The following is a 26,544-nucleotide window of genomic DNA, read 5'->3' as shown; positions in this document are numbered from 1 at the left end:
GGGGCGCGCGGGGCGGCGGCCGTAAGGGTTACCCAGCGAGTGCCCCAGGGCCTGCCCGGCGGACACGACCTAGAGTCCCACCAGCGTGACCTCCGTGGCCTTCACGCTCACCCATACCTCGACGCCCTCCGCGAGGCCCAGCTCCGCGGCCGCCCCCGGGGTCACCTCCGCCACCACTTCCGGCACCGCGTCGACCAGGACGCGCAACCGGCCGCCGTGGGCGGCGAGTTCGCGGACCACGCCCGGCCATACGTTGCGCGGGCTGCCCGAGGGGCGCTCGCGGTGCAGGGACACCGCCTCGGGTCCGACCACGCCCATCGCGGGGGCGCCGTCGTCGAGTGCGTCGTCGAGGGCCTTGGCGATGACCAGGTGGCCGCCGCCGGTCAGTTCCAGGTGGTCCGCTCGTACGGTGCCCGGCCAGGCGTTGCGGCCCAGCATCCGGGCCACCCAGGGCGAGCCGGGGTGCCGCGCGACCTCGGTCGTCTCGGCGTACTGCACCGGGCGCCCGTCCTCCAGTACGAGGACGTGGTCGGCCAGGGACACCGCCTCCACCGGGTCGTGGGTGACGATCAGGCAGACCCCGCGGAATCCGCTCAGATGCGCGCGCAGGGCGTGCCGTACGCGGGCCCGTGTCGTCTGGTCGAGTGCGGCGAGCGGCTCGTCCAGGAGCAGCAGGCGGGGGCGCGCGGCCAGGGCCCGGGCCAGGGCTACGCGCTGTGCCTGGCCGCCGGAGAGCTCGCCGGGCTTGCGGTGCGCGAGATGGCCGACGCCGAGCCGGTCGAGCCAGTCCTGTGCGGCTACGCGCGCGTGGTGCTTGGGCACGCCCTGGGCGCGCAGCCCGTACGCGGTGTTGGCGAGCGCGGTGAGGTGGGGGAACAGGGCGCCGTCCTGCGGGACCCAGGCGATGCCGCGCCGGTGCACGGGGAGGCCGTCGACGCGTACGGAGCCGAGCCGCAGTGGCCGGGCGTCGGCGCGCGGGGTGAGGCCGAGCAGGGCGCGCAGCAGGGTGGTCTTTCCGGCGCCGTTGGGGCCGACGACGGCGATGGTGGTGCCGGGGGCGGCGTCCAGTGACAGCTGGGTGTGGCCGGTGACTTCGGCGGTGAGGGGCCAGCCATCGGCGCCGGATCCGTCGGGGGTGTCCGAGCCGTCAGGAGTGTCCGAGCTGTCGGGGGCGCGCGAGCTGTCAGGGGTTTCCGAGCCGTCGGCGGTGTCCGACTCGGCCTGGGCGGCGGAGGGTTCGCGGAACTCGTCGGTGGCCGCGTTCGTTTCTCCGTTCGTACGGGGCGTGGCGCCCGCCCCGCCGCCAGCCGCCGCCGCCCCGCCACCGAGCCAACGTCCCCGCAGAGCCACCAGTACCGCCGTAGCGACCACAAGGAGCAGCAGAGAGACCGCCACCGCACCGTCCGGGTCGTTCTGCAGCAGCAGATACACCTGGAGCGGCAGCGTCTGGGTCGTGCCGGGCAGGTTCCCGGCGAAGGTGATCGTCGCGCCGAACTCCCCGAGCGCCCGCGCCCAGCACAGCGCCGCGCCGGCGATGAGTCCGGGCGCGACCATCGGCACGGTCACCGTGAAGAACGTCCGCAGCGGTGACGCGCCGAGCGACAGCGCCGTCTCCTCGTACCGCTCGTGCAGCGAGGCGATCGCCCCCTCCAGGCTGATCACCAGGAACGGCATCGACACGAAGGAGGACGCGACGACCGCGCCCGCCGTGGAGAACGGCAGGGTGACGCCCAGGTCGGCCAGCCACGGGCCGAGCAGGCCGCGCCGCCCGTACCCCTGGAGCAGGGCGACACCGGCGACCGTCGGCGGCAGCACCATCGGCAGCATCACCAGCACGCGCACCAGGGCCTTGCCGGGGAACTCCACGCGGGCCAGCAGCCAGGCCAACGGCACCCCGAGCACGAGCGAGAGGAGCAGCGCCCACCCGGACACCACCAGCGAGAGACCCAGCGCCTCGGTCACCTCGGGCGAGGTCAGCCGCTCGGGCAGCGACTGCCAGGGGGCTCCGGCGAGCACGCCCGCGAGCGGCAGGAGGAGGAAGGCGACCGCCAGCACGCCCGGCAGCGCGAGCGCCAGGGGAGCCCGGCGCCGTGGTCTTCCGTACGAACGGGTGCGGGTGCGGGTGCGGGCGAAGGTCCTGGTCATGGCGCCTGGAACCCCGCGTCGCGCAGCAGCCGCTGAGCCTCGTCGGATGACAACCACGTCACGAAGTCGGCCGCGGCGTCGGTGTTCCGGGAGCTGGTGAGGGTGGCCGCGGGGTAGGAGGCGATCGCGTTCTGGCCGTCGGGGATGGGCACCGTGGAGACCTTGCCTTCGGCGGATGCCGCGTCGGTGGCGTAGACGATCCCGGCGTCGGCCTCGCCGAGCTCCACCTTGCTCAGTACGGCGCGGACGCTCGGCTCCTGGGACACGGGTTTCACGTCGGCGTCCTGTGCGTCGAGGATCTGTCGGCTGTAGAGCCCGACGGGCACCTCGGGGGCCGCGAGTACGACCTTCAGGCCGCTTCTGGTCAGGTCCGTGAGGCCGGTGATCCGCTCCGGGTTGCCCGGGGCGGTGGCGATGGTGAGCCGGTTCCTGGCGATCACGGTCGGCGGGCCTGTCTCGGACTTCAGTCCGTCCATCGTCGCGGTGTCGGCGGTGACCAGCACGTCGGCCGGCGCTCCCTGGCGCACCTGCGCGGCCAGCTCCTGCGAGCCCGCGAAGGAGAACTCCACCTTGGCGCCGGGGTGGTCCTTCTCGTACGCCGCGCCCGCCGCCTTGAACACGTCGGTGAGCGAGGCCGCGGCGAGCACGGTCAGCCTGGTGTCCCTGCCGTTGCCGGAATCCTGCTGGCCGCCGCAGGCGGCGAGTGGCAGCAGCAGGGTGGCGGCTGCCAGGACGGCGACGGTGGTGCGGCGCATGGGATTCCCTCGATCGGAGAGGACGTCAGTCGGACGCGGTCGATTCGATTGATTCAGTCGATTCGGTTGATTCAGACGCGGTCGATATGGACATTGGTCGACTTCACCCGGGCCACCGCCTCCATCCCGACCTCGAGCCCGAGCTCCTCCACGGCCTCCCGCGTCAGCAGCGAGACCAGCCGATGCGGCCCGGCCTGGATCTCGACCTGCGCCGCGACATCGCCGAGCTTCACGGCCGTGATGATCCCCGGGAAGGCGTTGCGCGCGGAGGTGTACGGCTCTTCGCCACCCTCGTCCGTCTGATGCGCGAGCGTGACCGCGTAGGCCGCCAGATCCGGGCCGTCGATCAGCCGCCGGCCGGAGTCGTCCCTACGGGTCGGAATCCGCTCGGCGTCGGCCCAGCGCCGGACGGTGTCCGGGCTGACGCCGAGCAGCCGGGCCGCCTGCTGAGTGGTATAGGACCGCATGTGCGGCAATGTAGGCAGGTCTGCCTCGCATCTGCAAGGAAGACTGGGCGATGCTCCTGGCAACTGCGATGTGACTTGTGTAAAGCCCTAAAGCCCTAACGCCCTGAAGCCCTAAAGCGCGCCCTTGCGCGTCAGATGGTTGAAGAACAGCCACCCCGGCAGCACCGGCAGCCACAGCGTCAGCAGCCGGTACAGCAGCACCGCGGGCGCCGCGACCTCCTTCGGCAGCCCGACCGCGACCAGACCGAAGGTGAGCGTCGCCTCGACCGCGCCCACACCACCGGGTGTCGGCGCCGCCGACCCCAGCGCGTTGCCCGCGAGGAACACCACGGCGACGCTGGCGAGGCTGAGCGACACCGTGCCCTCGGTCGAGAACGCCTTGACCGACGCGTGCAGGCACATCACGAAGAGGCCGGTCAGCAGCAGCATCCCGCCGATCCCGGCGAGCAGCTTCTGCGGTCGCTGCAGGACGTCGAGCATGCGCGGCACCACACCGGCGAACAACGACCGCACCCGCGTGGCCACGAACTTCCGCAGGAACGGAACCGCGGTCACCACCAGCACCAGTACCGCGGCCGTCAGCAGCCCGGCGATCACCGTACGAGACGGCGCGAAGTCCGGGGTCTTCTCCGTCCCGGTCAGATAGCCGAAGGTCAGCAGCAGCACGATGTGCGAGCCGAGCCCGAAGAGCTGCGAGGCGCCCACACTCGCCACCGCGAGCCCGGAGCGCACTCCGGCCCGCTGCAGGAAGCGCGTGTTCAGGGCCACGCCGCCGACCGCGGCCGGTGCCACGATCTTGACGAACGACCCGGCGACCTGCGCCGCCACCGCGCGCAGGAACGACACCCGCTCCGGCACGAAGCCCAGCAGGCTCAGCGAAGCGGCGAAGTAGGTCAGCGCCGAGAACGCCGCCGCGGCCGCCACCCAGCCCCACTTGGCCGAGGCGAACAGCTCGTTGAAGTCGATGTCGGTCAGCTGGGTGAGCAGGAAGTACGCGCCGAACGCCCCGGCGATAAAGCTGATCAGCGTACGCGGCTTGATCCGCTCCAGCTGGGCGGGCTCGACCGGAGCCTGCGGCTTGATCCGCAGCACCTGGTGGCGGATCAGGGTGAGCAGGTCCTCCTCGCGGGCCTCGCTGAGCGCCACCTCCATCGCCCGCTTCTCGGCCTGCTTCTCCGCCTTCAGGGCCTTGCGGTCCAGGGTGCCGTGCTCCGCGGTGCGCGCCTGCTTGGCCCTGCTGGTCGCCGCCAGGACCGCCTCGCGCTCGCGCTGCGCCCGCTCGCGGCCCAGCCTGCGCAGCGTGGAGCGGGTGTGCCGGGAGAGGGCGAGCGGCTGCAGCAGCGGCATGCAGTCGGCGATCGCGTCCGGGCCGAGCACCTCGACCGCGGCGGCGGCCGCGCGCTCCGCCCCGGTACGCAGGCCGAAGGTGGTCAGCAGCTGGGCGATGTCCATCCGCAGCAGCAGGTCGCCCGCCGCGATCTCACCGCCGCGCAGGTCCGTGATGATGACCTTGCCGGAACGATCCACCAGGATCGCGTCGCCCTCCAGCCTGCGGTGCGCGATACGCCGCGACTGCAGCGCCTCCACCTGCCGCCAGGTGTCGCGCATCAGACCGTCGGTGAGCTCGTCGTCGCCCAGCTGGTCCAGGGAGCGGCCGCCGAGGTGCTCGTACACCAGCATGACCGCGTCCGGGCCGAGCTCGGAGGTCGCGATCAGCTTGGGCGCGTTGGCACCGGCCGCGATCGCCGCGTACGCCAGCAGCGCCTCCTGCTCCAGGGCCTGGCGCAGCGACGGCAGGCTGCGCCGGGTGGTGATGCCGCGCAGCGTGAGGCGGCGCCACACCCGGTAGAAGAATCCTTGCGCCTGCTGCTCCCGGTCCACCACCGTGATGTCCAGGGGCGGTCCGTCCTCCAGGGTCACGAAGTACCGTCTGCCCCGGTCGCCGATGTCGGGCGCCTGCGGCAGATCCTCGGCGCGCACCGCGCTGATCGGGTGGAAGCCGACGTGGCGCAGCCCGGCGAGCAGGTTCTGGCCGGTGGGCCGGACGTTGGGGGAGCCGACCGCGTACAGCGTCCCGTAGGCGACGGTCCAGCCGATCAGCACCGTGAGGATGATCGAGAACGGTGTGGTGTAGCCGACGATCAGCATCGACACCGCGTCCAGCAGCAGCACCGTCCACAGCAGGACCCGCCAGCGCGGCCTGCGGGCCATCCCGACGGCCGTCATATAGGCGATGACGGGCGCGAGATAGCCGTGCACCGGTGCGGTCAGCTCGCCGATGGCGCCGGTCGGCGACTGCCGGGTCAGGGCGTCCTGGATCGCTTCCGGGGCGCCCTGGGTCACCCACAGGTCCGTGGCGAGCGTCACGCCGTGCGCGAGTACGGCCGCGAGCACGCCGTCGGCGATGCGCAGCCCGTCCCGCTTGATCAGCCGCTCGATCGCGAAGGCGACCGGGACCAGCAGCACGGCGATGCTGGAGGCCAGACCGGCGAACTTGCTCAGCAGGTCGGGGGCCTGTCCGGTGCCCTTGGTGATGTCCTCTTCGAGGCCGGCGGCGGTGCCGTGCGCGAACCCGGCGATGGCCAGCACCAGGGCGATGCCGAGGATGCCGATGAGCATCCGCATCAGGTCGGACGGGCGGTGCACGCGCGCGGGGAGCAGGGGCTCGTCGCGCTCTACCTGGTCGACCGGGGTGTCAGGGTCACAGTGGCGGTCGTCACTGTGGTGCCCGGTGTGGTTGTTCTCGCTCGGCGGAGCAACATCCGGGCGCGACAGTGCCTCAGGAGTGCGCTCGCTGTCGCGAGGCTGCCCCTCCTGAGTCCGTTCTGTCTCTTTTTGCTTTCGTATCACCAGTCACCGCCCGCACGATGGTGGCACGTCCAGCCGCCGAGTGTGGCCTCGAGGGGGCGTTCGACCAGCGCGATGTGCTGCTGACCACAGTGTCGTACGAGTGCGGCAGGATAGGTCGGATGAGCGACGAATGCGTACCGGAGCCGCCGGGACTGCCGGAGTACGCGGAGCGCGTCCTTGAGGTCGCGGAGCTGATTCCGGCCGGGCGCGTCATGACGTACGGGGATGTCGCCGAGTGGCTCGGCGTCGGCGGCCCGCGGCAGGTGGGGCGGGTGATGGCGCTGTACGGCGGGGCCGTGCCGTGGTGGCGTGTGGTCCGGGCCGACGGCGTACTGCTGCCCGGCCACGAGCCGCGCGCCCTGGAGCAGTACCGCGTCGAGGCCACCCCGCTGCGGACCACGGGCGACGGCGGGCACCGTATCGACATGCGGCGGGCGCGCTGGGACGGCGGCGGGGCGCACGGCGACGAAGGACAGGCTCCTCACATATGACAGCTTCCGCCATCCCGCCCCCGTACGGGCGATCGGTGGCCCGTCCGAGGGAAGTGGCGAAGCGCGCCGAAGCCCCGCATCCGACCCGCCGACTGGCGTAGCGTCGGGCCCGGCGGTCACCGCACCACCGTCCCGCACGGCGGACGCACCGCGCCCCGCGGTCACCACGGCCACCGGGCCGCCACCGCACGCGCGGGGCCGCTCATCACCCAGTACACCCACCAGGACCGGCGAACCACGTGAGCTCCTCTTCTTCCACTCGGCGCCAGCCGTACCCCTCGATACGGCCGGGGAACCCCGGCGCGTACCGACTGGTGCGTACCCCGCCGATCCCGGAGGACCCCCCTCATCTGGACGCAGGTCAGCGCGCTGTGGTTGACCATACGGACGGTCCGCTGCTGGTCCTGGCCGGTCCGGGTACCGGTAAGACCACCACGCTGGTGGAAGCCGTGGCCGCGCGGATTGCCAAGGGTACGGACCCGGAGCGCGTCCTGGTGCTCACTTTCAGTCGCAAGGCGGCCGTCGAGCTGCGGGACCGGATGGCGCTGCGGATCGGGGCGGCGTCGGCTCCGCAGGCGACCACGTTTCACTCGTTCTGCTACGCGCTCGTACGGGCGCACCAGGACGCCGACCTGTTCGTCGAGCCGCTGCGGCTGCTGTCCGGCCCCGAGCAGGACGTCGTCGTACGGGAGCTGCTGGCCGGTGAGGTGGAGCTGGCGAAGGACGGCCACGCGCGCGTGCGGTGGCCGGACGAACTGCGCGCGTGCCTGACCACGCGGGGGTTCGCCGACGAGGTGCGCGCGGTGCTGGCACGCAGCCGCGAGCTGGGTCTCGGGCCCGGGTCGCTGGCCGACTTCGCGCGCCGTATCGGGCGCCCGGACTGGGACGCGGCGGCGTCCTTCCTGGCCGAGTACCTCGACGTACTCGACGCCCAGGGAGTACTGGACTACGCGGAGCTGGTGCACCGCGCGGTGCTGCTCGCGCGCCGCGCCGAGGTCGCCGCGCAGCTGACCGCGCGCTATGACGCGGTGTACGTCGACGAGTACCAGGACACCGACCCGTCCCAGGTCCGCCTGCTGCACGCGCTGACGGGCGACGCCCGGGGCGGGCGGACCCTGGTCGCCTTCGGTGACCCGGATCAGTCGATCTACGCGTTCCGCGGCGCCGACGTGAACGGCATCCTGGACTTCCCCGAGCACTTCCGCCGCGCGGACGGAGGGCCGGCGCCGGTCGAGGTGCTGACCACGTCGCGCCGCGCGGGCGCGGGACTGCTGGCCGCGACCCGTCTCGTCACACGGCGGATGCCGATGACGCGGCTTCCCGCGGAGCAGGTGCGCCGCCACCGGGAGCTGACCCCGGTCCGGGACGGCGGGACCGTCGAGGTCTACACGTACCCCACCCCTGGCACCGAGCTCGACAACATCGCGGACCTCGTCCGCCGCGCCCATCTGGAGGACGGCGTCCCCTGGCGCGACATGGCCGTCCTGGTGCGCGCGGGCGGCCGCACCATCCCGGCGGTCCGCCGCGCGCTCACGGCGGCGGGCGTCCCCCTGGACATCGACGGAGACGACCTCCCCCTACGCCACGAGCCAGCCGTCGCGCCCCTCCTGACGGCCCTCCGCGCCGCGGCGGCGGCCGCCTCCACCACGGGGGACGGGCCTGTGACGGCCGCTCCGCCCGACGGCGCACCCGCTACGGGGGCGGGCTCCACGGCGTCCGACGCGGAGCCGGAGGACGCGCCTGCCCCTGGGGATGTCCCCCTCGGCGACGGGGAGCCCGCCGCCGTGGGTGCGGCGCCCTCCGCTTCGGGCGCGGAGCCCGGCGCGGGGGCTGTCGTCGAGGGCCCGGTGTCCGCCGGGACCTGGCTCGACACCGAGACGGCCCTCGCGCTGCTCGGCTCGCCGCTCGCCGGTCTTGACGCCGCTGATCTGCGGCGGCTGGGGCGCGCGCTGCGGGAGGAGGAGCGGGCCGCGGGGAACCGCGTGCCGCCGCCGTCCGATGAGCTGCTCGCGCGGGCGGTCGCCGAGCCGGAGCGGCTGGTCGCGCACGATCCGGCGTACGCGCGCGGGGCGCAGCGGCTGGGCGAGTTGCTGCGTAAGGCCCGTGAACTCCTCGCCGGGGGCGGTACGGCGGAAGAGGCCCTGTGGGAGCTGTGGAACGGCACACCCTGGCCGAGCCGCCTGGAGCGCGCCGCGCACCGCGGTGGCGCGGCGGGCCGCAACGCCGACCGCGACCTCGACGCCGTCTGCGCCCTGTTCGCGACCGCCGCCCGCGCCGAGGAGCGCACCGGCGGCCGCGGCGCCCTGAACTTCCTCGCGGAGGTCGAGGCGCAGGACATCGCCGCCGACACCCTCACCCAGCGGGCCGTACGCCCCGACGGGGTGCGCCTGATGACCGCGCACCGCGCCAAGGGCCTGCAGTGGCGCGTGGTCGTCGTCGCGGGCGTCCAGGAGGGCCTGTGGCCCGACCTCAGGCGCCGCGGCTCGCTGCTCGAAGCGGACCGGATCGGCCGCGACGGCCTCGCCGAGCCGCTCACCCCCGGCGCCCTGCTCGCCGAGGAGCGCCGCCTGTTCTACGTCGCCGCCACACGCGCGCGTGAGCGCCTGGTCGTCACGGCGGTGAAGGCCCCGGCCGACGACGGCGACCAGCCCTCGCGCTTCCTCACCGAACTCGGCGTCGAACCGAAGGACGTCACCGGTCGCCCCCGCCGCCCCCTGTCCGTCGCCGCGCTCGTCGCCGAGCTGCGCGCCACCACCGTCGACCCCAGGGTCTCCGGCACCCTGCGGGAGGCCGCCGCACAGCGCCTCGCCCGGCTGGCCGCGCTCAGCGACGACGAGGGCCGCCCCCTCGTACCGTCCGCACACCCGTATCGCTGGTGGGGCATGTACGAGCCGACCCACAGTGAGATCCCCCTACGGGACAGGGAACGCCCGGTCGCGCTCTCCGGCAGCGCCCTGGACCAGCTCGCCAACACCTGCTCCCTGCAGTGGTTCCTGGGCCGCGAGGTCAAGGCGGACGCTCCGGCGACCGCCGCCCAGGGCTTCGGCAACGTCGTCCACGTACTGGCCGACGAGGTCGCCTCCGGACGCACCCCCGCCGACCTCGCCGTCCTCATGGAGCGCCTGGACTCGGTCTGGGACGCGCTCGCCTTCGACGCCCCCTGGAAGTCGGCCCAGGAGAAGGACCACGCGCGCGTGGCGCTCGAACGCTTCCTCCAGTGGCATGTGAACGACCGCGCGGGCCGCACCCCGCTCGCCAGCGAGCACGACTTCGACGTGACCCTCGGGGCGGGCGAGTACGAGGTGCGGATCCGCGGCTCCATGGACCGGGTCGAGACCGACGCCGAAGGCCGCGCCTACGTCGTCGACTTCAAGACCGGCAAGAACGCCCCGACCGCCGCCGACGTCGCCCGCCACCCCCAGCTCGCCGTCTACCAGCTGGCCGTCCGCGAGGGCGCGCTGGACGCACCCCTGGACGGGCTGCGCCCCTCGCCGGGCGGCGCCGAACTGGTGCAGCTGCGGCAGGGCGCCGCCAAGAAGGACGGCGGCGACACCCTGCCCAAGGTGCAGGCGCAGGAGCCGCTGGCCGGCGAATGGGTCGGCGAGCTGCTCGCCACGGCGGCGGGCAAGGTGCTCGACGAGCGCTTCACCCCGGCCACCGGCCAGCACTGCACCCACTGCGCCTTCCGCGCCTCGTGCAGCGCACGCCCCGAGGGCCGCCACATAGTCGAGTGACCCCGTACCGGGTGCGCCCGTTCACACCAGGGTGGGCGGGGACCAGCCCCGCCGCCCCCGTAGAGTTCCCGAAGTTCCTGTACACCGCGCGAGGAGAAACACATGGCAGCCCACCGGAACTACCTGGCAGCGGCGGTGGTCTGCGCGGCCGCGCTCGTCGGCGTCACCGGCTGCTCCAGTGACGACGACAAGCGCCCGTTCGACGGCATGAGCGCCGACGACATCGCCGAGAAGGCCAGCAAGGCCACCAGCGGGGCCAAGTCCCTCAAGATCGACATCAAGTCGACCGAGAACGGCCAGAAGAGCGAGGTCAGCTACGAGGTCGCCGGGACGGGCGTCTGCAGGGGCACCATGGACATGGCGGACGTCGGCAAGGTCGAGCTGATCGCCGTGGACAAGGCGTCCTACACCAGGGGCGGCGACGCCTACCGCGAGCGCGTCCTGGGCAGCCCGGAGGCCGCCAAGAAGACCAAGGGCAAGTGGCTGAAGGCGCCGGAGGAGCAGGCGGCGCGGACCTGCGACCTGGACGCCATGTTCAAGGCCTCCGACCTGAAGGGCGCCGAACGGGGCGACGACTCCGAGGCGAACGGCAAGAAGACGGCCACCCTCGTCAAGGACGGCGCCGCCGGCGAGAAGGTCACCTACCACATCGCGACCGAGGGCGAACCGTACTTCGTGAAGATCGACAGCAAGGGCGGCTCCGGGCCGACCACCCTGACGCTCTCCGACTTCGGGAAGAAGTTCCAGGTCACCGCCCCGCCGGCAGACCAGATCGAAGACCCGAAGGACGTCATCAAGGGCTCCTGACGCGGGGGACGTGACCGCAGAGGCAAGCGTCACAGCGGCCACCGGCACCCGATACGCCCCGGTTGTCAGTGGCCGCCGCTAGCCTCTCTGAGGTGTCCGCACGTATCACCGACCCCGAGCAGCTCAAAGAGCTCCTCGGCATCCCGTTCACCCCGGAGCAGACGGCCTGCATCACGGCGCCGCCCGCCCCGCAGGTCATCGTGGCCGGAGCCGGCTCGGGCAAGACCACGGTGATGGCCGCGCGCGTGGTGTGGCTGGTCGGCACCGGACAGGTCGCGCCCGAGCAGGTCCTCGGGCTGACCTTCACCAACAAGGCGGCGGGCGAGCTCGCCGAGCGCGTACGGACCGCACTGGTCAAGGCCGGGGTCACCGACCCGGACGTCATCGACCCGGACCACCCCCCGGGCGAGCCGGTCATCTCCACGTACCACGCCTTCGCGGGCCGCCTGCTCACCGACCACGGCCTGCGCATCGGCCTGGAGCCGACCACCCGGCTGCTCGCCGACGCCACCCGCTTCCAGCTCGCCGCGCGCGTCCTGCGCGAGGCGCCAGGACCGTACCCCGCGCTGACCCGCTCGTTCCCCGACCTGGTCAGCGACCTCCTCACGCTGGACGGCGAGCTCGCCGAGCACCTGGTCGCCCCCGACCGGCTGCGCGCGTACGACACCGAGCTGCTCGCCACCCTCGACGGTGTCAAACTCGGCAACGCCGACCTGCGCAAGGTCCCCGAAGCCGCCGCCGCCCGCCTGGAACTCGCCGAGCTCACCGGCCGGTACCGCGCGGCGAAGCGCGTCGGTGACCTGCTCGACTTCGGCGACCAGATCGCCCTCTCCGCGACCCTGGCCCGCACCCGGCCCGAGGTCGGCCGGATCCTGCGCGACGAGTTCCGCGTCGTCCTCCTGGACGAGTACCAGGACACCTCCGTCGCCCAGCGCATCCTGCTCGCCTCGCTGTTCGGCGGCGGTACCGGGCACGCGGTGACCGCCGTCGGCGACCCCTGCCAGGCGATCTACGGCTGGCGCGGCGCATCCGTCGCCAACCTGGACGACTTCCCCGAGCACTTCGCGCACGCCGACGGCCGCCTGGCCGACCGGTACGCACTCAGCGAGAACCGCCGTAGCGGCGGCCGCCTGCTCGACCTCGCCAACGGCATGGCGGCCCCACTGCGCGCCCTGCACGAGGGCGTTCAGGCGCTGCGCCCGGCGCCCGGCGCCGAGCGGGACGGCGTGGTGCGCTGCGCCCTGCTGCGCACCCACGCCGAGGAGCTCGACTGGCTCGCGGACTCGATCGCCCACCTCGTGGGCACCGGCACAGCACCCGGCGAGATCGCCGTCCTGTGCCGCACGGCGGTCGACTTCGCGCAGATCCAGGGCGCGCTGGTCGCCCGCGACATCCCGGTCGAGGTGGTCGGCCTGTCCGGGCTGCTGCACCTCCCCGAGGTCGCCGACCTCGTCGCCGTCTGCGAGGTGCTCCAGGACCCGGGCGCGAACGCCTCGCTGGTACGGCTGCTGACCGGCCCCCGCTGGCGGATCGGACCCCGCGACCTGGCCCTGCTGGGGCGGCGCGCCCGCCTGCTCGTCCAGCACGCGCGCGTGGCCGACGACGCCCCGGAGGCCGACCCGGACCGCCGTCTGGCCGAGGCCGTCGAGGGCGTCGACCCGTCCGAGGTCATCTCGCTCGCCGACGCTCTGGACACCTTCCTGGACGGCGACGCGAGCAGCGACGACCTGCCGTTCTCGACCGACGCGCGCGTACGGTTCGCCCGCCTCGCCGCCGAGCTGCGCGACCTGCGCCGCTCGCTGGCCGACCCGCTGATGGACGTCCTGCACCGCGTGCTGTCCGCCACCGGCCTGGAGGTCGAGCTCTCCGCGTCCCCGCACGCCCTGGCCGCCCGCCGCCGTGAGACCCTCGCCAACTTCCTGGACGTCGCCGCCTCCTTCGCCGCGCAGGACGCCCAGGCCTCGCTGCTGGCCTTCCTCGCCTTCCTGCGGACCGCCGCCCAGTACGAGAAGGGCCTGGACAACGCCCTGCCCGGCGGCGAGAACACCGTCAAGGTGCTGACCGCCCACAAGGCCAAGGGCCTGGAATGGGACGTCGTGGCCGTCCCCGGCCTGGTCACCGGGACCTTCCCCAGCACCAAGGGCCGCGAGAAGTGGACCGCCCAGGCGAAGGTCCTGCCGCACGCGCTGCGCGGCGACGCGGACACCCTGCCGGACGTCGGGGCCTGGGACAGCAAGGGCCTCAAGGCCTTCCACGAGGCCATGAAGGACCACCAGCGGACCGAGGAACTCCGCCTCGGCTATGTCACCTTCACCCGCCCCCGCTCCCTCCTCCTGGGCTCCGGCCACTGGTGGGGCCCGTCCCAGAAGAAGCCCCGCGGTCCATCGGACTTCCTGCACGCCCTGTACGACCACTGCGTGGCGGGCCACGGCGAGATCGAGGCCTGGGCCGACGAACCCGCCGAAGACGAGGAGAACCCCGCCCTGCGCGAGGCATCCACGGACCACGCCTGGCCGCTGCCACTGGACCCCGCCTCCATGGAGCGCCGCCGTGCCGCGGGGGCCGCCGTGCTCGGCCACCTGGACCGCCTGGCCGCCACCGGGCCGCAGCCCGGCCACGCCCCCGCCCTCGGCCATGACCAGGCGCACCCCGCGACCCGGGCCCCGGACCCGGCGGCCACCGACGCCGCGTACGACCCCGACTGGCCGCCGCCTCCGGACGAGGACCCGTACGACCCGGACGAGGAACCGTACGAGGGCCCGGACGAGGACCCGTACGAGGACCTGTACGACGAAGACCCGCACGGCGACGAAGATCCGCGCGGCATCGAGCACCCCCCCGCCCGCGTGGCCGAAGTCCCCACCGACCCGCTCACCCCGGAAGAGCTCCGCACCCTCGACTCCTGGGACCGTGACCTGGAGGCGCTCGCCGCCGAGCTGCACCGGTCCCGTGAAGCGGTGCGCGAGGTCCACGTACCCCCGACTCTCAGCGCGTCACAGGTCCTGCACCTCGCCGCCGACCCCGACGACTTCGCGCGCGAACTGGCCCGCCCCATGCCCAAGCCGCCCCGCCCCGCGGCCCGCCGAGGCACCCGGTTCCACGCCTGGGTGGAGTCCCGCTTCGAGGCGCTGGAGCTCCCCATGCTCGACCCCGAAGAACTCCCCGGCAGCGCGTCCGAGATCGCCGACGAGCGCGACCTGGAGGCCCTGAAGGAGGCCTTCGAGCGCACCCCGTACGCCCATCGCACCCCGCACCGGGTCGAGGCGCCGTTCCAGCTGGCGATCGCGGGCCGCGTCATCCGGGGCCGTATCGACGCCGTCTACCGCGAGGACGCGGACGCCGGCGAGAGGGGCGACCGCGCGGTGTACGAGATCGTGGACTGGAAGACCGGCGAGCCCGCCACGGCCGACCCACTCCAGCTGGCGATCTACCGGCTGGCCTGGGCCGAACAGCACGGCCTGCCCCCGCACGCGGTCAAGGCGGCCTTCGTCCACATACGCACCGGCGAGACCGTACGCCCGACGGACCTGCCAGGCCGCGCGGGCCTCGAACGCATCCTGCTGGCCGCACCGGGCGACGAGCCGCCCCAGGTCGCCGGATAGGCTCGGGACCATGAGCTTGCCCGTTGACAGTGCCGTCAGCGCAGTCCGCGCGTACATCGAGACCCACCGCCCCGCCTTCCTCGACGACCTCGCCGACTGGCTGCGCATCCCCTCCGTGTCGGCCCAGCCCGAGCACGCGCCCGACGTGCGGCGCAGCGCCGACTGGCTCGCCGCCAAGCTGAAGGAGACCGGCTTCCCGACCGCCGAGGTCTGGCAGACGCCAGGCGCGCCCGCCGTCTTCGCCGAGTGGCTGTCCGACGACGCGGACGCACCCACGGTCCTGGTCTACGGCCACCACGACGTGCAGCCCGCGGCCCGCGAGGACGGCTGGGACACCGACCCCTTCGAGCCGGTGACCGTCGGAAACCGCCTCCACGCGCGCGGCGCGGCCGACGACAAGGGCCAGGTCTTCTTCCACACCCTGGGCGTACGCGCACACCTCGCCGCCACCGGGCGCTCAACCCCAGCCGTCCATCTCAAGCTGCTGATCGAAGGCGAGGAGGAGTCCGGCTCCCCGCACTTCCGCGCCCTGGTCGAGGAGCACGCCGACCGCCTCGCGGCGGACGTCGCGATCGTCTCGGACACCGGCATGTGGTCCGAGACCACCCCCACCGTCTGCACCGGCATGCGCGGCCTGGTCGAGTGCGAGGTCGAGCTGCGCGGCCCGGACCAGGACATCCACTCCGGCTCCTTCGGCGGCGCCGTCCCGAACCCGGCGACCGCCGCCGCCCGCCTGGTGGCGGCCCTGCACGACGACCACGCGCGCGTGGCGATCCCCGGCTTCTACGACGGGATCACCCCGCTCACGGACCGCGAGCGCGAGCTGTTCGCCGAGCTCCCCTTCGACGAGGACGCGTGGCTGCGCACGGCCAGGTCGCAGGCGGCCCACGGCGAGGACGGCTACTCCACCCTGGAGCGCATCTGGGCCCGCCCGACCGCCGAGGTCAACGGCATCGGCGGCGGCTACCAGGGCCCCGGCGGCAAGACGATCATCCCGTCGTCGGCGTTCCTGAAGCTCTCGTTCCGGCTGGTCGCGGGCCAGGACCCACAGCACGTCGAAGCCGCCGTACGCGACTGGGTGGCCGCGCAGATCCCGACCGGCATCCGCCACACGCTCACCTTCACCGGAGCCACCCGCCCGTGCCTGACGCCGCTGGAGCACCCCGCGCTCCAGTCCGTCGCCCGCGCCATGGGCCGCGCCTTCGAGCAGCCGATCCGCTTCACGCGCGAGGGCGGCTCGGGCCCGGCCGCCGATCTCCAGGACGTACTCGACGCGCCCGTGCTGTTCCTCGGCATCTCCGTACCGTCCGACGGCTGGCACGCGCCGAACGAGAAGGTCGAGCTGGACCTGCTCCTCAAGGGCGTCGAAACCACCGCATACCTCTGGGGCGACCTCGCCGCGAACTGGCGTGAGGCTGAGGCCGACTGAGGAGAACCGACACGACTGGCGTGAGGCCCACTGCACACAACCCCGCACCACCTGCCGAGCACCCATTCCATCGGGGGAGTTGGAAGCACTAGTGACCACCTGGACCGACCGCACCACCGACCGGCCCCTGTCGCTGACCGCCCCGAGCGGCATCGACCGCGCCGCCCACCACCGCCTCGACGAGGCCTGGCTCGCCGCGGCCTGGAGCCACCCCACCACCCGCGTCTTCGTGGTCTCCGGTGGCCAGGTGCTGATCGACGACACCCCCGACGGCCGTACGGAGCTGGTCACGACCCCGGCCTTCGAGGCCCCGGTCACCGAGACGCACCGCTACTTCCTCGGCACCGACGAGGACGGCGTCAGCTACTTCGCACTGCAGAAGGACTCGCTGCCCGGGCGCATGGACCAGTCCGCGCGCCCCGCCGGCCTGCGCGAGGCGGGGCTGCTGCTCTCGCCGCGGGACGCGGGCCTGATGGTGCACGCCGTGGCGCTGGAGAACTGGCAGCGGCTGCACCGCTTCTGCTCGCGCTGCGGCGAGCGCACAGGCATCGCGGCCGCCGGGCACATCCGCCGCTGCTCCGCGTGCGGCGCCGAGCACTACCCGCGTACCGACCCGGCCGTGATCATGCTGGTCACGGACGAGCAGGACCGCGCGCTCCTCGGCCGCCAGGTGCACTGGCCGGAAGGCCGCTTCTCGACGCTCGCGGGCTTCGTCGAGCCCGGCGAGTCGATCGAGCACTCGGTACGCCGCGAGGTCTGGGAGGAGGCGGGCGTCAAGGTGGGTGACGTCGAGTACGTCGCCAGCCAGCCCTGGCCGTTCCCGTCCAGCCTGATGCTGGGCTTCATGGCGCGGGCGACCTCGTCGGAGATCACCGTGGACGGCGAGGAGATCGAGGAGGCCCGCTGGTTCTCGCGGGACGAGCTGACCGCCGCCTTCGAGTCCGGCGAGGTGCTGCCCCCGTACGGCATCTCGATCGCGGCCCGGCTGATCGAGCTCTGGTACGGCAGACCGCTGCCGCGACCCCTGCCCTGAGCCGGGATACAAGACGCGACCCCTGCCCTGAGCCGGGAAACAAGAGAGGGCGCCCCATGGCCGACTACCGCATCGAGACCGTCCGCACCGGCTACCGGGACTGGACGGCCCGCAACGACCGCGGCGCCGAGGTCCGCATCGCCGCCGCCGACGACCCGGGTTCCCAGCCGTCCTTCACGCCCGTCGAGCTGCTGCTCGCGGCGCTCGGCGGCTGCGGCGGTCTGGTGGTCGACCGCACCGCCCGCGCCGTCGACCACGACGATCTGCGGATCGTCGTCGAGTCGGTCTCGGCCCCCGAGGACGACGGCCGCGTCGGCAAGGTCCGTATCAGCTACGAACTGGACATCCCCGAGGGCGCGAACGGCGGCCGCGCCGCCGAGGTCTTCGCCCGCGGCGTGCGCCTGACCCATGAGAAGCACTGCACGGTCAGCCGCACGGTGGAACACGGCGCCTGCGTCGAGGCGATCCTGCCCGACGGCACCACCGGCTTCGAAGCCGGCTGACGTCGCAGGCGGCTGGACACACGAGAGCCCCCGCACCAGGGCGGGGGCTCGCGAACGCGCTGTGCGGTCGGCCGAGTGCGTCAGACGCCGACCTTCTGCTTGACCTGGGCCAGCGACGGGTTCGTCAGCGTCGAACCGTCCGCGAAGAGCACGGTCGGGACCGTCTGGTTGCCGCCGTTCGCCTTCTCTACGAAGGCCGCGGACTCCGGGTCCTGCTCGATGTTGATCTCCGTGTACGCGATGCCCTCGCGGTCCATCTGGCTCTTCAGCCGACGGCAGTAGCCGCACCAGGTGGTGCTGTACATCGTCACAGTGCCCAGCATGTCGTGGGTGCTCCTTGGTTTGCGCTGACGGACGGGCGTGCGCTCCGGTTACCGGCGCGCACCTCACAGGAACACATCGAACCGGGTCACCATTCCCGCAGGAGACCGGATTCCCGCAGGGGGTCGGGCCACCATTCCCGCGTTAGTACGACCAATACTGTCCCCCTGTGGACAACCGGCTCAGGCGTCCCCGGCGACCTGGCAGCATGGCAGGGTGACAGCAGCAACGCACTCCACTCTCTTCCCGCAGGTGCCGGATTCCCCCGACGCCGTGCTGGCCGGGCTCGACCCGGAGCAGCGCGAGGTCGCCACCGCCCTGCACGGGCCGGTGTGCGTCCTCGCGGGAGCCGGCACGGGCAAGACCCGTGCGATCACCCACCGGATCGCGTACGGCGTGCGCGCCGGGATACTCCAGCCCGCGAGTGTGCTCGCCGTCACGTTCACCAACCGCGCCGCGGGCGAGATGCGCGGCCGGTTGCGCCAGCTCGGCGCGCAGGGCGTCCAGGCGCGCACCTTCCACTCCGCCGCGCTGCGCCAGCTCCAGTACTTCTGGCCCAAGGCGGTCGGCGGGCAGCTGCCCCGGCTGGTCGAGCGGAAGGTCCAGCTGGTCGCCGAGGCCGCGGCCCGCTGCCGTATCCGCCTGGACCGCAACGAGCTGCGCGATGTGACCGGCGAGATCGAGTGGTCCAAGGTCACCCAGACCGTGCCCGCCGACTACCCGGCAGCGGCCGCCAAGGGGGGTCGCGACGTGCCCCGCGACCCGGCCGAGATCTCGCAGATCTACGCGATGTACGAGCAGCTCAAGCAGGACCGCTCGGTGATCGACTTCGAGGATGTGCTGCTGCTCACCGTCGGCGTCCTGCAGGACCGGCACGACATCGCGGAACAGGTCCGCTCCCAGTACCAGCACTTCGTGGTGGACGAGTACCAGGACGTCAGCCCGCTCCAGCAGCGGCTGCTCGACCTGTGGCTCGGCGACCGGGACAGCCTCTGCGTGGTCGGTGACGCCAGCCAGACGATCTACTCCTTCACCGGCGCGACCCCCGACCACCTGCTGAACTTCCGCACCCGCCACCCCCAGGCAACGGTCGTGAAACTGGTCCGCGACTACCGCTCCACGCCCCAGGTCGTCCAGCTGGCCAACGGCCTGCTCGCCCAGGCGAGCGGCCGCGCCGCCGAGCACCGTCTGGAACTGCTCTCCCAGCGTGAGTCAGGCCCCGAGCCCCGCTATACGGAGTACGGCGACGAGCCCACCGAGGCCGAGGGCACCGCCCGCCGCATCCGGGACCTGATCGCCTCCGGGGTCCCCGCGGGCGAGATCGCGGTGCTGTTCCGTACGAACGGCCAGTCCGAGCTCTACGAACAGGCGCTCGCGGACGCGGGCGTCGCCTACCAGCTGCGGGGTGCCGAGCGGTTCTTCGAGCGCACCGAGGTGCGCGAGGCGGGCGCCGCGTTGCGCGGTGCGGCCCGCTTCGGCGCCAATGACGCCCTGCTGGACGACACCGTGGATGTCCCGTCCCAGGTCCGCGCGGTGCTGTCCACCAAGGGCTGGACGACCCAGCCGCCGGCCGGTTCCGGCGCCGTCCGGGACCGCTGGGAGTCCCTGGCCGCGCTGGTGCGGCTGGCCGAGGACTTCACCCAGGCCAAGCCGGACGCCACCCTCGCGGACCTGGTGGCGGAGCTGGACGAGCGCGCCGCCGCCCAGCACGCCCCCACCGTCCAGGGCGTCACACTCGCCTCGCTGCACGCGGCCAAGGGGCTGGAGTGGGACGCCGTCTTCCTGGTCGGCCTCACCGAGGGCATGATGCCGATCACCTACGCCAAGACCGATGAACAGGTCGAGGAGGAGCGCCGACTGCTCTATGTCGGGGTCACCCGGGCCAGGCTGCACCTGTCGCTGTCGTGGGCGCTGTCCCGTTCGCCCGGCGGCCGTGCCTCGCGCCGCCCCAGCCGCTTCCTGAACGGCCTGCGGCCCGGCTCCGCCGCCACCGCCCCCCGCACCGCGGGCGGCTCCGGCTCCGTCGAGCGCGGCGGTACGGGGCGGACCAGGCGGGGGCCGCGCGGCCCGGTGTCCTGCCGGGTGTGCGGGCGGACCCTGACCGACGCGGGCGAGATGAAGCTGATGCGCTGCGAGGACTGCCCGTCCGACATGGACGAGGGCCTCTACGAGCGGCTGCGCGACTGGCGCGCGGACCGCGCCCGGGAGCTCGGACAGCCCGCGTACTGCGTCTTCACCGACAAGACCCTGATGGCGATCGCCGAGTCCGCGCCGGAGGCCGACGCCGAGCTCGCCCGCATCCCTGGGGTCGGGGTGCGCAAGCTCAATCGGTTCGGAGCCGACGTCCTGGCCATCTGTGCAGGTCAGGAGCTGGCTGAGGAGCCCGCGGCGGCCGTCGAAGGCGACTGATACAAACTCGTCGAAAAAATAGTTTGCGCACGCCCCGACAATCCCCATAGGTTCTTAACCACGGGAACAGCGACTTCTCTGAAGCCCTGGTTCCGTGCTGTACTTGAAGACCTTTGGACCGTTCGCAGCGGTCCCCGAGACGCCGAGAGGAGGCGAGTCCAGTGATCAACATCAACGCCAGCACCACCAAAATGACCGACGTCGATCGCTCGGTCGTCGCCACCTGCCCGCTCGGTATCTCGATTCAGGCCACCGGTCTGTCCGGCGCCAGCGCCCTCTCCGGCGTCCGCGCCGTGCGTCCGGAACTGCGCCCGGAGCCTCTCTCCCTCCTTACGGTCCTGCCGGTCAGTGAGGGCAATGAAGGCAATGAGCGACCGACCAAGGCATCGGCGGCAGCAGTAGCAACGGCACAGGCGCATGCCTACGCCTTTGCGGCAGCCGGTGCCGGATTCCGGAAGCAGACGACGAAGCAGCAGCACATGTGGGCCTACCGCGGGCTCGAACCCTGGAGTGATCCAGCCTGATCCAGGATCAGGCCGGCGCCTTCAGGGCCGCGGAACCCCACCCGGGATCCGCGGCCCTTCTGTTTTCCCCGAACGGGGAGAGCGGAGCGAAGGGGCCATCGGGACAAGCAGTACCTGGTACCAGCCGCCACCCGGCCAACCGGCCGGAACGACCAGACGAGGAAGACGCCACCGTGCAGACCGAAACGCACGCACCGTCCGTACCCCCTTCAGAGACGAACCCGCCTCCCGGCCTGGAGAACCCCTTGACTTCGCTCAGCCCGCTCACGCCGCTCACCGCCCTCGACGACGCCATCGAGAACCTCGGCGAGCCCGTCCCCTGCCGCAGCTACGACCCGGAGGTCTTCTTCGCCGAGTCGCCGGCGGACGTCGAGTACGCCAAGTCCCTCTGCCGCACCTGCCCGCTGATGGAGGCCTGCCTCGCCGGCGCCAAGGAGCGGCGCGAGCCGTGGGGCGTCTGGGGCGGCGAGCTCTTCGTCCAGGGTGTGGTCGTGGCCCGCAAGCGGCCGCGTGGTCGCCCGCGCAAGAACCCGGTCGTCGCATGAACGCCGCCGGAACCATCGACCGCCCCCACACGCACGACCCCATGAAGCAGGCCCCGATGAAGCCCGTCAGCTGTGAGCCCGTCGGCTCCGCGACCCCAGACCCCACCAACTCCGGTGCGAACGCCTCGCGCCAGAACAGGACCCGAGAAATGCAACTCCAACCAGAAGCCCTGGCCCGTGCGCATATGCACGACCAGCTGCGCGCCGCCGAGACCGAGCGCCGTGCACTGCGCCTGGTGACCGCCCGGCGTATGCAGCGCCGTGCCGAGCGCGCCTCGCTGCGTGCCCGCCGCGCCCTGGCCATGGCGGTCATGAACTGACCACCGCGTCGACGGCCCCCGTTCCGGGGGCCGTTCCGCACCCCGACTGATCCACCCCCGCGGGGGCCGCTGCCGAACGGAGCGGCCCCTGCGGTGCGTTGCGCTGTCAGAACCGCCACCACGGCGATATCGTCGCCCGGTGAACCAGCCCACTCATCACCCTGCGCAGCAGCCGGGTGCCGAGAGCATCGTGTGTTCCCGCTGCGGCGTCGTGGCCGAAGGCCCACAGCTCACCTGGACCTGCTCCGTCGAGAACGGCACTCGCCGCTACTTCTGCGACGACTGCGCCCGCGCCAACATCAGATCGATCGAAGGCAGACTCGACTCCAACTGGTGGTGACGGCCGGTGCTGAGGGCTGGCGGTCGCAGCCGGTGGTGACCGCCGGTGGTGAGCTCCGCCGCGCGCGGCTCAGGCCCCGGCCGCGGTGGCCTCCGCTTCCGGTTCGGGCTTGTCGGCCGCATCGGCCGCAGCGTCCGCATCGGCGTCCTCGGCCAGGAAGCCGGGCACCCATGCCTCAAGCTCGTCCCGCAGCCGCACCGTCGCGCCGAGTTGGCAGAGCACACCGATCGTGCTGAGCGTCACCCGGTGTATCAGCAGATACGACGGCGGCAGGTTCAGCTGCTTGCCCATCTGGTGGGCGGGGGAGCGGGGGTCGCCGATCCGCGTCGCCTGCGCGCGCAGCCAGTCGCGGGTGAAGACGAACTCCTCGGCGTGCACCGGCTCGATGATCGGCAGCAGATAGTCGAGGACTTCGTTCGCGTCGAGCTTGATGGACTCCTTGACGAACCCCTCCTCGCACAGCATGTCGTACACCGCGTCGGCCTCACCGCTGATCGCCATTCGCAGCGACTCGCCGATCGGGCCGGGCAGCCCGCCGGGGAGCCGGTCCACTGTGCCGAAGTCCATCACCCCGAGCTGCCAGCCGTCCGCTCCGCCGGCCGCGTCCCCTTCGTCAGCCCCGTCCGCACACACCGGCAGCAGCCGGAAGTTGCCCGGGTGCGGATCGGCGTGCAGCAGCCCGGTGCGCGCGGGACCCGAGAACAGGAACCGGGCGAGCAGCTGCCCCGCACGGTCGCGCTGCTCGTCGGTGCCGTCGGTGATCACCTCGGAGAGCGGTATCCCGTCGATCCACTCCGTCACCAGTACCTGGTCGGCCTGGTGCACCACATCCGGCACCCGCACATCGGGGTCGGCGGCGAACTCCTCGGCGTGCGCCCGCTGCGCCTGGGCCTCCAGGGCGTAGTCGAGCTCCTCGGACACCCGGTCCCGCAGCTCGGCGATGAGCGGCTTGATGTCCATCCCCGGAATCAGCGGCGCCAGCATCCGGGAGAACCGGGCGAGCTGGTTGAGGTCCGAGACCAGTGCCTCCCCGGCGCCCGGGTACTGCACCTTGACCGCGACCTCCCGCCCGTCGTGCCAGACGGCCCGGTGCACCTGGCCGATGGACGCCGCGGCCGACGGCTTGTCCTCGAACTCCAGGAACCGCTCCCGCCAGTCCGCACCGATCTGCTCCGCGAGTACGGAGTGCACCGTGCTCGTGGGCATCGGCGGCGCCGCCTCCTGAAGCTTCGTCAACGCGGCCCGGTAGGGCCCGGCGACCTCCTCGGGGAGCGCGGACTCGAAGACGGACAGCGCCTGCCCGAGCTTCATAGCGCCGCCCTTGAGCTCGCCGAGCACCTTGAACAGCTGCTCCGCCGTGCGCTGTTGCAGCTCGCGCCCCACGATCTCGGCCGGCTTGCCGCCTATCCGCTTGCCGAGCCCCCAGGTCGCCCGGCCCGCGATGCCGAGTGGCAGCGCGGCCAGCTTGGCGGTACGAGTGACCGCTTTCCGGGGTAGATCAGACATACGCCCCTCCAAAACCCAGACAGCCGCGCCTTGTCAGGCGGTTACCGGAACATTGTCTCGTGCCGCTCCCGAACCTCACTGGTGCCCTCCCCCTCACCGCCCCGAGCCGCTCCGCAGGAGCAATCCGGATGCGGCTCCACCCGCTGTGACGACCAGGCCAGGGCGGGCAGCGACACCTCGCAGCGCACTCCCGCACTCGCCGGCGACTCCCCGTCCACAAAGGCCAGGGCATGCCCCGCGGCCAGCCCCGCCACCGCCGTCGACAGCGCGAGCTCACCGGCAGGTACGGGACGGGCCTGCCCCGAGCGCCACTGCGCCACCAGCCGCGGCCACTGGGGATCACGCTCCGTACGGGCGATTTCAAGACAGCCCGCGCAGGCCGACGAACCCGGCAGGACGAGCGGCCCCACCACGCCCGTGCCCTCGATCACCCCCGCGTAAAGGTGCGGGGTCCCGGCCGCCATCAGCTGTGCGGCGGCCGCCGGGTCGGGCGCGTATCCGTCCAGACCTTCGCGCGGGGCCAGGACGACGAGCGAGAACCCGGGTTCCGCATGCCGTTCGGTACCCGGCGCCGCACCCCCGGCCGAGCGCCTTGGTCGTATCGATCGGGGTAACCGGCCGGGTGCGCATCGACGCACCAGCCGTCGCGCGGCATCCTCCCTGCGCCCCCCGATGGACTCGGCCGGCAGCCCACCGGGCGCCACGTCCCAGGGCTCGACACAGCCGCCGTCCCGCACCTCGACGCCGCCCACGCCCGCCCCGGCCAGTACCGCGGCCACACTCGACCCGACCCGGCCCAGGCCCCGGACCTGCACGCGTATGGTCCGTCTGGCCGCCAATCGCCTCAGGGCGCCGCCCGGTTCACGGTCGACCAGAGACAGCGCCGCCAGATCCGGTCGCAGGCGGTCCAGGACAGGACCCGCCCGCGTCCGTAACTCCTGTGCCGCCGCGCCGCCGCCGGTCGTGTCGTCCAGCAGGCCCGCCGCGGCCAGCCGTGCCACCAGCCGGTCCACCTGGCCTTCGGGCAGGCCCGCCCCGCGGGCCTCCTCGCGCAGCAGCGGCAGCCCGCGGGTGCCGTCCAGCAGCCGCAGCAGCCGCGCCGTGACGGTGTCCAGCGGGCCCAGCACCATCGCGTGCGCGGGGGCGACCCCGAACTGTGCGGTCCGCAGATCCCGCCAGCCGCGCCGCAGCGCGGGCTTCAGCATCGGATGCTTGACGGTGTTCATAGTGGTTCCCCCGTGAATCGTGCGCATGAGCCGTGCCCGTGAGGCCCGCTCGTGAACTGGTCGGATCGACGGTGCTGTCCTGCGATCCACCGTCAGCTTGCCCGCCCCGCCGAGCGGCTGCACAGAGTTATCCACAGGCGGTGGCTGATAGTCGTACAAACGATGCATGTGGTGGGTGGATCGGCCGCGAACCCCCGCGGAGTGAGGACTTCCCCCGCTGCCAGCGGGTAACGTCAGGGCGTGCCCGCCGATCCACTGCATGCCGGAAGCCCGCAGCGCAGCGCGACAAGCCAGCCGCCACGCGGCTCAGGGGTGAGCGCGGTCGAGGTCCGCAGAAGCGCACGCCGACGCAGAACGGTCTCCGCGTACCGCGAGGGCGACCGCACCATCGTGCTGATCCCCGCCCGGATGTCGGAGGCGGAGGAGCAGCGCTGGGTGGGTGTGATGCTGGACAAGCTGGCGGCCCAGGAGAGCAAGCGGCTGCTCGGCGACGCCGAACTGGCCGAGCGCGCGGAGCAGCTGTCCGAGCAGTACTTCGACAGCCGGGCCAGACCGACCTCGGTCCGCTGGGTCACCAACCAGAACACCCGCTGGGGCTCGTGCACTCCGGCCGAGGGCAGCATCCGGCTCTCGCACCGGCTGCAGGGGATGCCCGAGTACGTCGTCGACTACGTACTGCTGCACGAGCTGGCGCATCTGCTGGTACCCGGGCACGGCGCCGGTTTCTGGCAGCTCCTGGAGGCGTATCCGCGGACCGAACGGGCCCGCGGCTTCCTCGAAGGCGTGGTCGCCGCCGACCGGCTGCCCTATCTGCCCGCCGCGCGCGACGAGTAAGCGACGGTTCTGTACCGAGCGCGACCCGACTTGGCCCGATGTCGCTGCTTGCCGATAGCCTGGCGCACCGGGTTCACAGTCAGGATGGGGGACGGTAGGTACGCATGAGCAGGCAATTCCAACGAGGCCACAAGGCCAAGATCAGCGACCTCACCGCGGGTACGGATCTGTACGTCGGCGTGCAGATCTCCAGCCCGGGGCTGACCTTCGACATCAGTTGCTTCGGCCTGGACGCCTCCGAGCAGCTGTCGGACGACCGCTACTTCATCTTCTTCAACCAGCCGAAGTCGCCCGAAGAATCGCTGCAGCTACTCGGGCAGCAGGCGGGTGACACCGAGTCCTTCCGGGTGACGCTCGACCGGATTCCGCCGCAGATCCAGAAGCTGTCCTTCACCGCGACGATCGACGGCGCCGGCCAGATGTCGCAGATCGCCCCCGGATATATCCGGATCGTCGCGGGTGGCGAGGAGGTGGCCCGGTACGCCTTCGACGGCTCGGAGTTCTCCACCGAGCGTGCCGTGATGCTGGGCGACTTCTACCTGAAGGACGTCTGGCGGTTCGCCGCGGTCGGCCAGGGCTTCGACGGCGGACTCGACGCACTGCTGAAGAACTTCGGCGGCGAGGTCGCCGAGGAGGAGCCTCAGGCGCCTCAGCAACCGCAGGGCGCCACCCCCGGGTTCGCCCCGCCGGCGCAGGCCGCCGC

21 protein-coding genes are annotated in these 26,544 nt (G+C 72.5%); 14 read left to right on the top strand and 7 right to left on the bottom strand.

Going from position 1 to position 26,544, the window contains the following annotated elements; all coding sequences use genetic code 11:
- Positions 1-69: 69 nt before the first annotated feature.
- From U9R90_RS11390 to U9R90_RS11375, 4 genes are all read right to left on the bottom strand, one after another.
- A complete protein-coding gene (locus tag U9R90_RS11390; protein ID WP_411056305.1) occupies positions 70-2,145 on the bottom strand; it encodes an ABC transporter permease in 2,076 nt (691 codons plus the stop codon).
- Positions 2,142-2,900, bottom strand: a complete 759-nt coding sequence (gene modA / locus U9R90_RS11385; RefSeq protein WP_411056304.1) for a molybdate ABC transporter substrate-binding protein — start codon at positions 2,898-2,900, stop codon at positions 2,142-2,144. Before modA ends, U9R90_RS11390 begins: the two co-directional genes overlap by 4 nt.
- Positions 2,901-2,971: 71 nt before the next feature.
- The gene (locus U9R90_RS11380; RefSeq protein ID WP_411056303.1) at positions 2,972-3,367 is read right to left on the bottom strand and encodes a TOBE domain-containing protein; all 396 of its coding nucleotides are present in this window, start codon (positions 3,365-3,367) and stop codon (positions 2,972-2,974) included.
- Between the two features lie 111 nt (positions 3,368-3,478).
- Positions 3,479-6,217 (bottom strand): lysylphosphatidylglycerol synthase domain-containing protein, encoded by a 2,739-nt coding sequence (locus tag U9R90_RS11375; RefSeq protein ID WP_411056301.1) that lies wholly within the window; start codon positions 6,215-6,217, stop codon positions 3,479-3,481.
- 119 nt (positions 6,218-6,336) lie between these two features.
- On the opposite strand from U9R90_RS11375, the gene U9R90_RS11370 reads away from it, so the two are divergent.
- The 7 genes from U9R90_RS11370 to U9R90_RS11340 all read left to right on the top strand — a co-directional run bounded on the left by U9R90_RS11370 (position 6,337) and on the right by U9R90_RS11340 (position 17,816).
- Positions 6,337-6,708: an MGMT family protein gene (locus U9R90_RS11370; RefSeq protein ID WP_411056300.1), complete on the top strand. Its 372-nt coding sequence runs from the start codon at positions 6,337-6,339 to the stop codon at positions 6,706-6,708.
- 239 nt (positions 6,709-6,947) lie between these two features.
- Positions 6,948-10,442 carry an ATP-dependent helicase gene (locus U9R90_RS11365; RefSeq protein WP_411056299.1) on the top strand — a complete coding sequence of 1,165 codons (3,495 nt, stop codon included), beginning with the start codon at positions 6,948-6,950 and terminating at the stop codon, positions 10,440-10,442.
- 102 nt (positions 10,443-10,544) lie between these two features.
- Positions 10,545-11,249: a hypothetical protein gene (locus U9R90_RS11360; RefSeq protein ID WP_411056298.1), complete on the top strand. Its 705-nt coding sequence runs from the start codon at positions 10,545-10,547 to the stop codon at positions 11,247-11,249.
- A gap of 92 nt (positions 11,250-11,341) precedes the next feature.
- On the top strand, positions 11,342-14,851 hold the full coding sequence (locus U9R90_RS11355) for an ATP-dependent DNA helicase (RefSeq protein WP_411056297.1): 3,510 nt from the start codon (positions 11,342-11,344) through the stop codon (positions 14,849-14,851).
- A gap of 10 nt (positions 14,852-14,861) precedes the next feature.
- Complete coding sequence (locus tag U9R90_RS11350; RefSeq protein WP_411056296.1) at positions 14,862-16,280, top strand: dipeptidase; 1,419 nt, start codon at positions 14,862-14,864, stop codon at positions 16,278-16,280.
- 91 nt (positions 16,281-16,371) lie between these two features.
- Entirely contained in the window at positions 16,372-17,313 is a 942-nt protein-coding gene (nudC, locus tag U9R90_RS11345; RefSeq protein WP_411056295.1) for an NAD(+) diphosphatase, read from the top strand.
- A 56-nt stretch (positions 17,314-17,369) separates the two neighbouring features.
- A complete protein-coding gene (locus U9R90_RS11340) occupies positions 17,370-17,816 on the top strand; it encodes an OsmC family protein (protein ID WP_411056294.1) in 447 nt (148 codons plus the stop codon).
- A gap of 80 nt (positions 17,817-17,896) precedes the next feature.
- On the opposite strand, the gene U9R90_RS11335 is transcribed toward U9R90_RS11340, so the two are convergent.
- Positions 17,897-18,139: a mycoredoxin gene (locus tag U9R90_RS11335; RefSeq protein ID WP_411056293.1), complete on the bottom strand. Its 243-nt coding sequence runs from the start codon at positions 18,137-18,139 to the stop codon at positions 17,897-17,899.
- A gap of 214 nt (positions 18,140-18,353) precedes the next feature.
- Between U9R90_RS11335 and U9R90_RS11330 the strand changes: the two genes are divergently transcribed.
- From U9R90_RS11330 to U9R90_RS11310, 5 genes are all read left to right on the top strand, one after another.
- The gene (locus U9R90_RS11330) at positions 18,354-20,546 is read left to right on the top strand and encodes an ATP-dependent DNA helicase UvrD2 (RefSeq protein ID WP_411056292.1); all 2,193 of its coding nucleotides are present in this window, start codon (positions 18,354-18,356) and stop codon (positions 20,544-20,546) included.
- 161 nt (positions 20,547-20,707) lie between these two features.
- A complete protein-coding gene (locus U9R90_RS11325; RefSeq protein ID WP_411056291.1) occupies positions 20,708-21,070 on the top strand; it encodes a hypothetical protein in 363 nt (120 codons plus the stop codon).
- 173 nt (positions 21,071-21,243) lie between these two features.
- Positions 21,244-21,615 carry a WhiB family transcriptional regulator gene (locus U9R90_RS11320; RefSeq protein ID WP_411056290.1) on the top strand — a complete coding sequence of 124 codons (372 nt, stop codon included), beginning with the start codon at positions 21,244-21,246 and terminating at the stop codon, positions 21,613-21,615.
- Positions 21,612-21,935 carry a hypothetical protein gene (locus tag U9R90_RS11315; protein ID WP_411056289.1) on the top strand — a complete coding sequence of 108 codons (324 nt, stop codon included), beginning with the start codon at positions 21,612-21,614 and terminating at the stop codon, positions 21,933-21,935. Before U9R90_RS11320 ends, U9R90_RS11315 begins: the two co-directional genes overlap by 4 nt.
- 139 nt (positions 21,936-22,074) lie before the next feature.
- Positions 22,075-22,275 (top strand): hypothetical protein, encoded by a 201-nt coding sequence (locus tag U9R90_RS11310; RefSeq protein WP_411056288.1) that lies wholly within the window; start codon positions 22,075-22,077, stop codon positions 22,273-22,275.
- 69 nt (positions 22,276-22,344) lie between these two features.
- Here the strand turns inward: U9R90_RS11310 and U9R90_RS11305 are convergent, their stop codons facing one another.
- Positions 22,345-23,781: an ABC1 kinase family protein gene (locus U9R90_RS11305; protein ID WP_411056287.1), complete on the bottom strand. Its 1,437-nt coding sequence runs from the start codon at positions 23,779-23,781 to the stop codon at positions 22,345-22,347.
- A 41-nt stretch (positions 23,782-23,822) separates the two neighbouring features.
- Positions 23,823-25,007, bottom strand: a complete 1,185-nt coding sequence (locus U9R90_RS11300; protein ID WP_411056286.1) for a TOMM precursor leader peptide-binding protein — start codon at positions 25,005-25,007, stop codon at positions 23,823-23,825.
- A gap of 240 nt (positions 25,008-25,247) precedes the next feature.
- On the opposite strand from U9R90_RS11300, the gene U9R90_RS11295 reads away from it, so the two are divergent.
- Both U9R90_RS11295 and U9R90_RS11290 read left to right on the top strand, forming a co-directional pair.
- Positions 25,248-25,841: a M48 family metallopeptidase gene (locus U9R90_RS11295; RefSeq protein ID WP_411056285.1), complete on the top strand. Its 594-nt coding sequence runs from the start codon at positions 25,248-25,250 to the stop codon at positions 25,839-25,841.
- A gap of 104 nt (positions 25,842-25,945) precedes the next feature.
- On the top strand, positions 25,946-26,544 hold a 599-nt coding region (locus tag U9R90_RS11290), incomplete at its 3' end, for a TerD family protein (protein WP_411056284.1).

Origin of the sequence: Streptomyces sp. E11-3 (assembly GCF_046540415.1) — a bacterium.
GTDB lineage: Bacteria > Actinomycetota > Actinomycetes > Streptomycetales > Streptomycetaceae > Streptomyces.
This window is presented reverse-complemented; position numbering and strand designations above follow the sequence as displayed.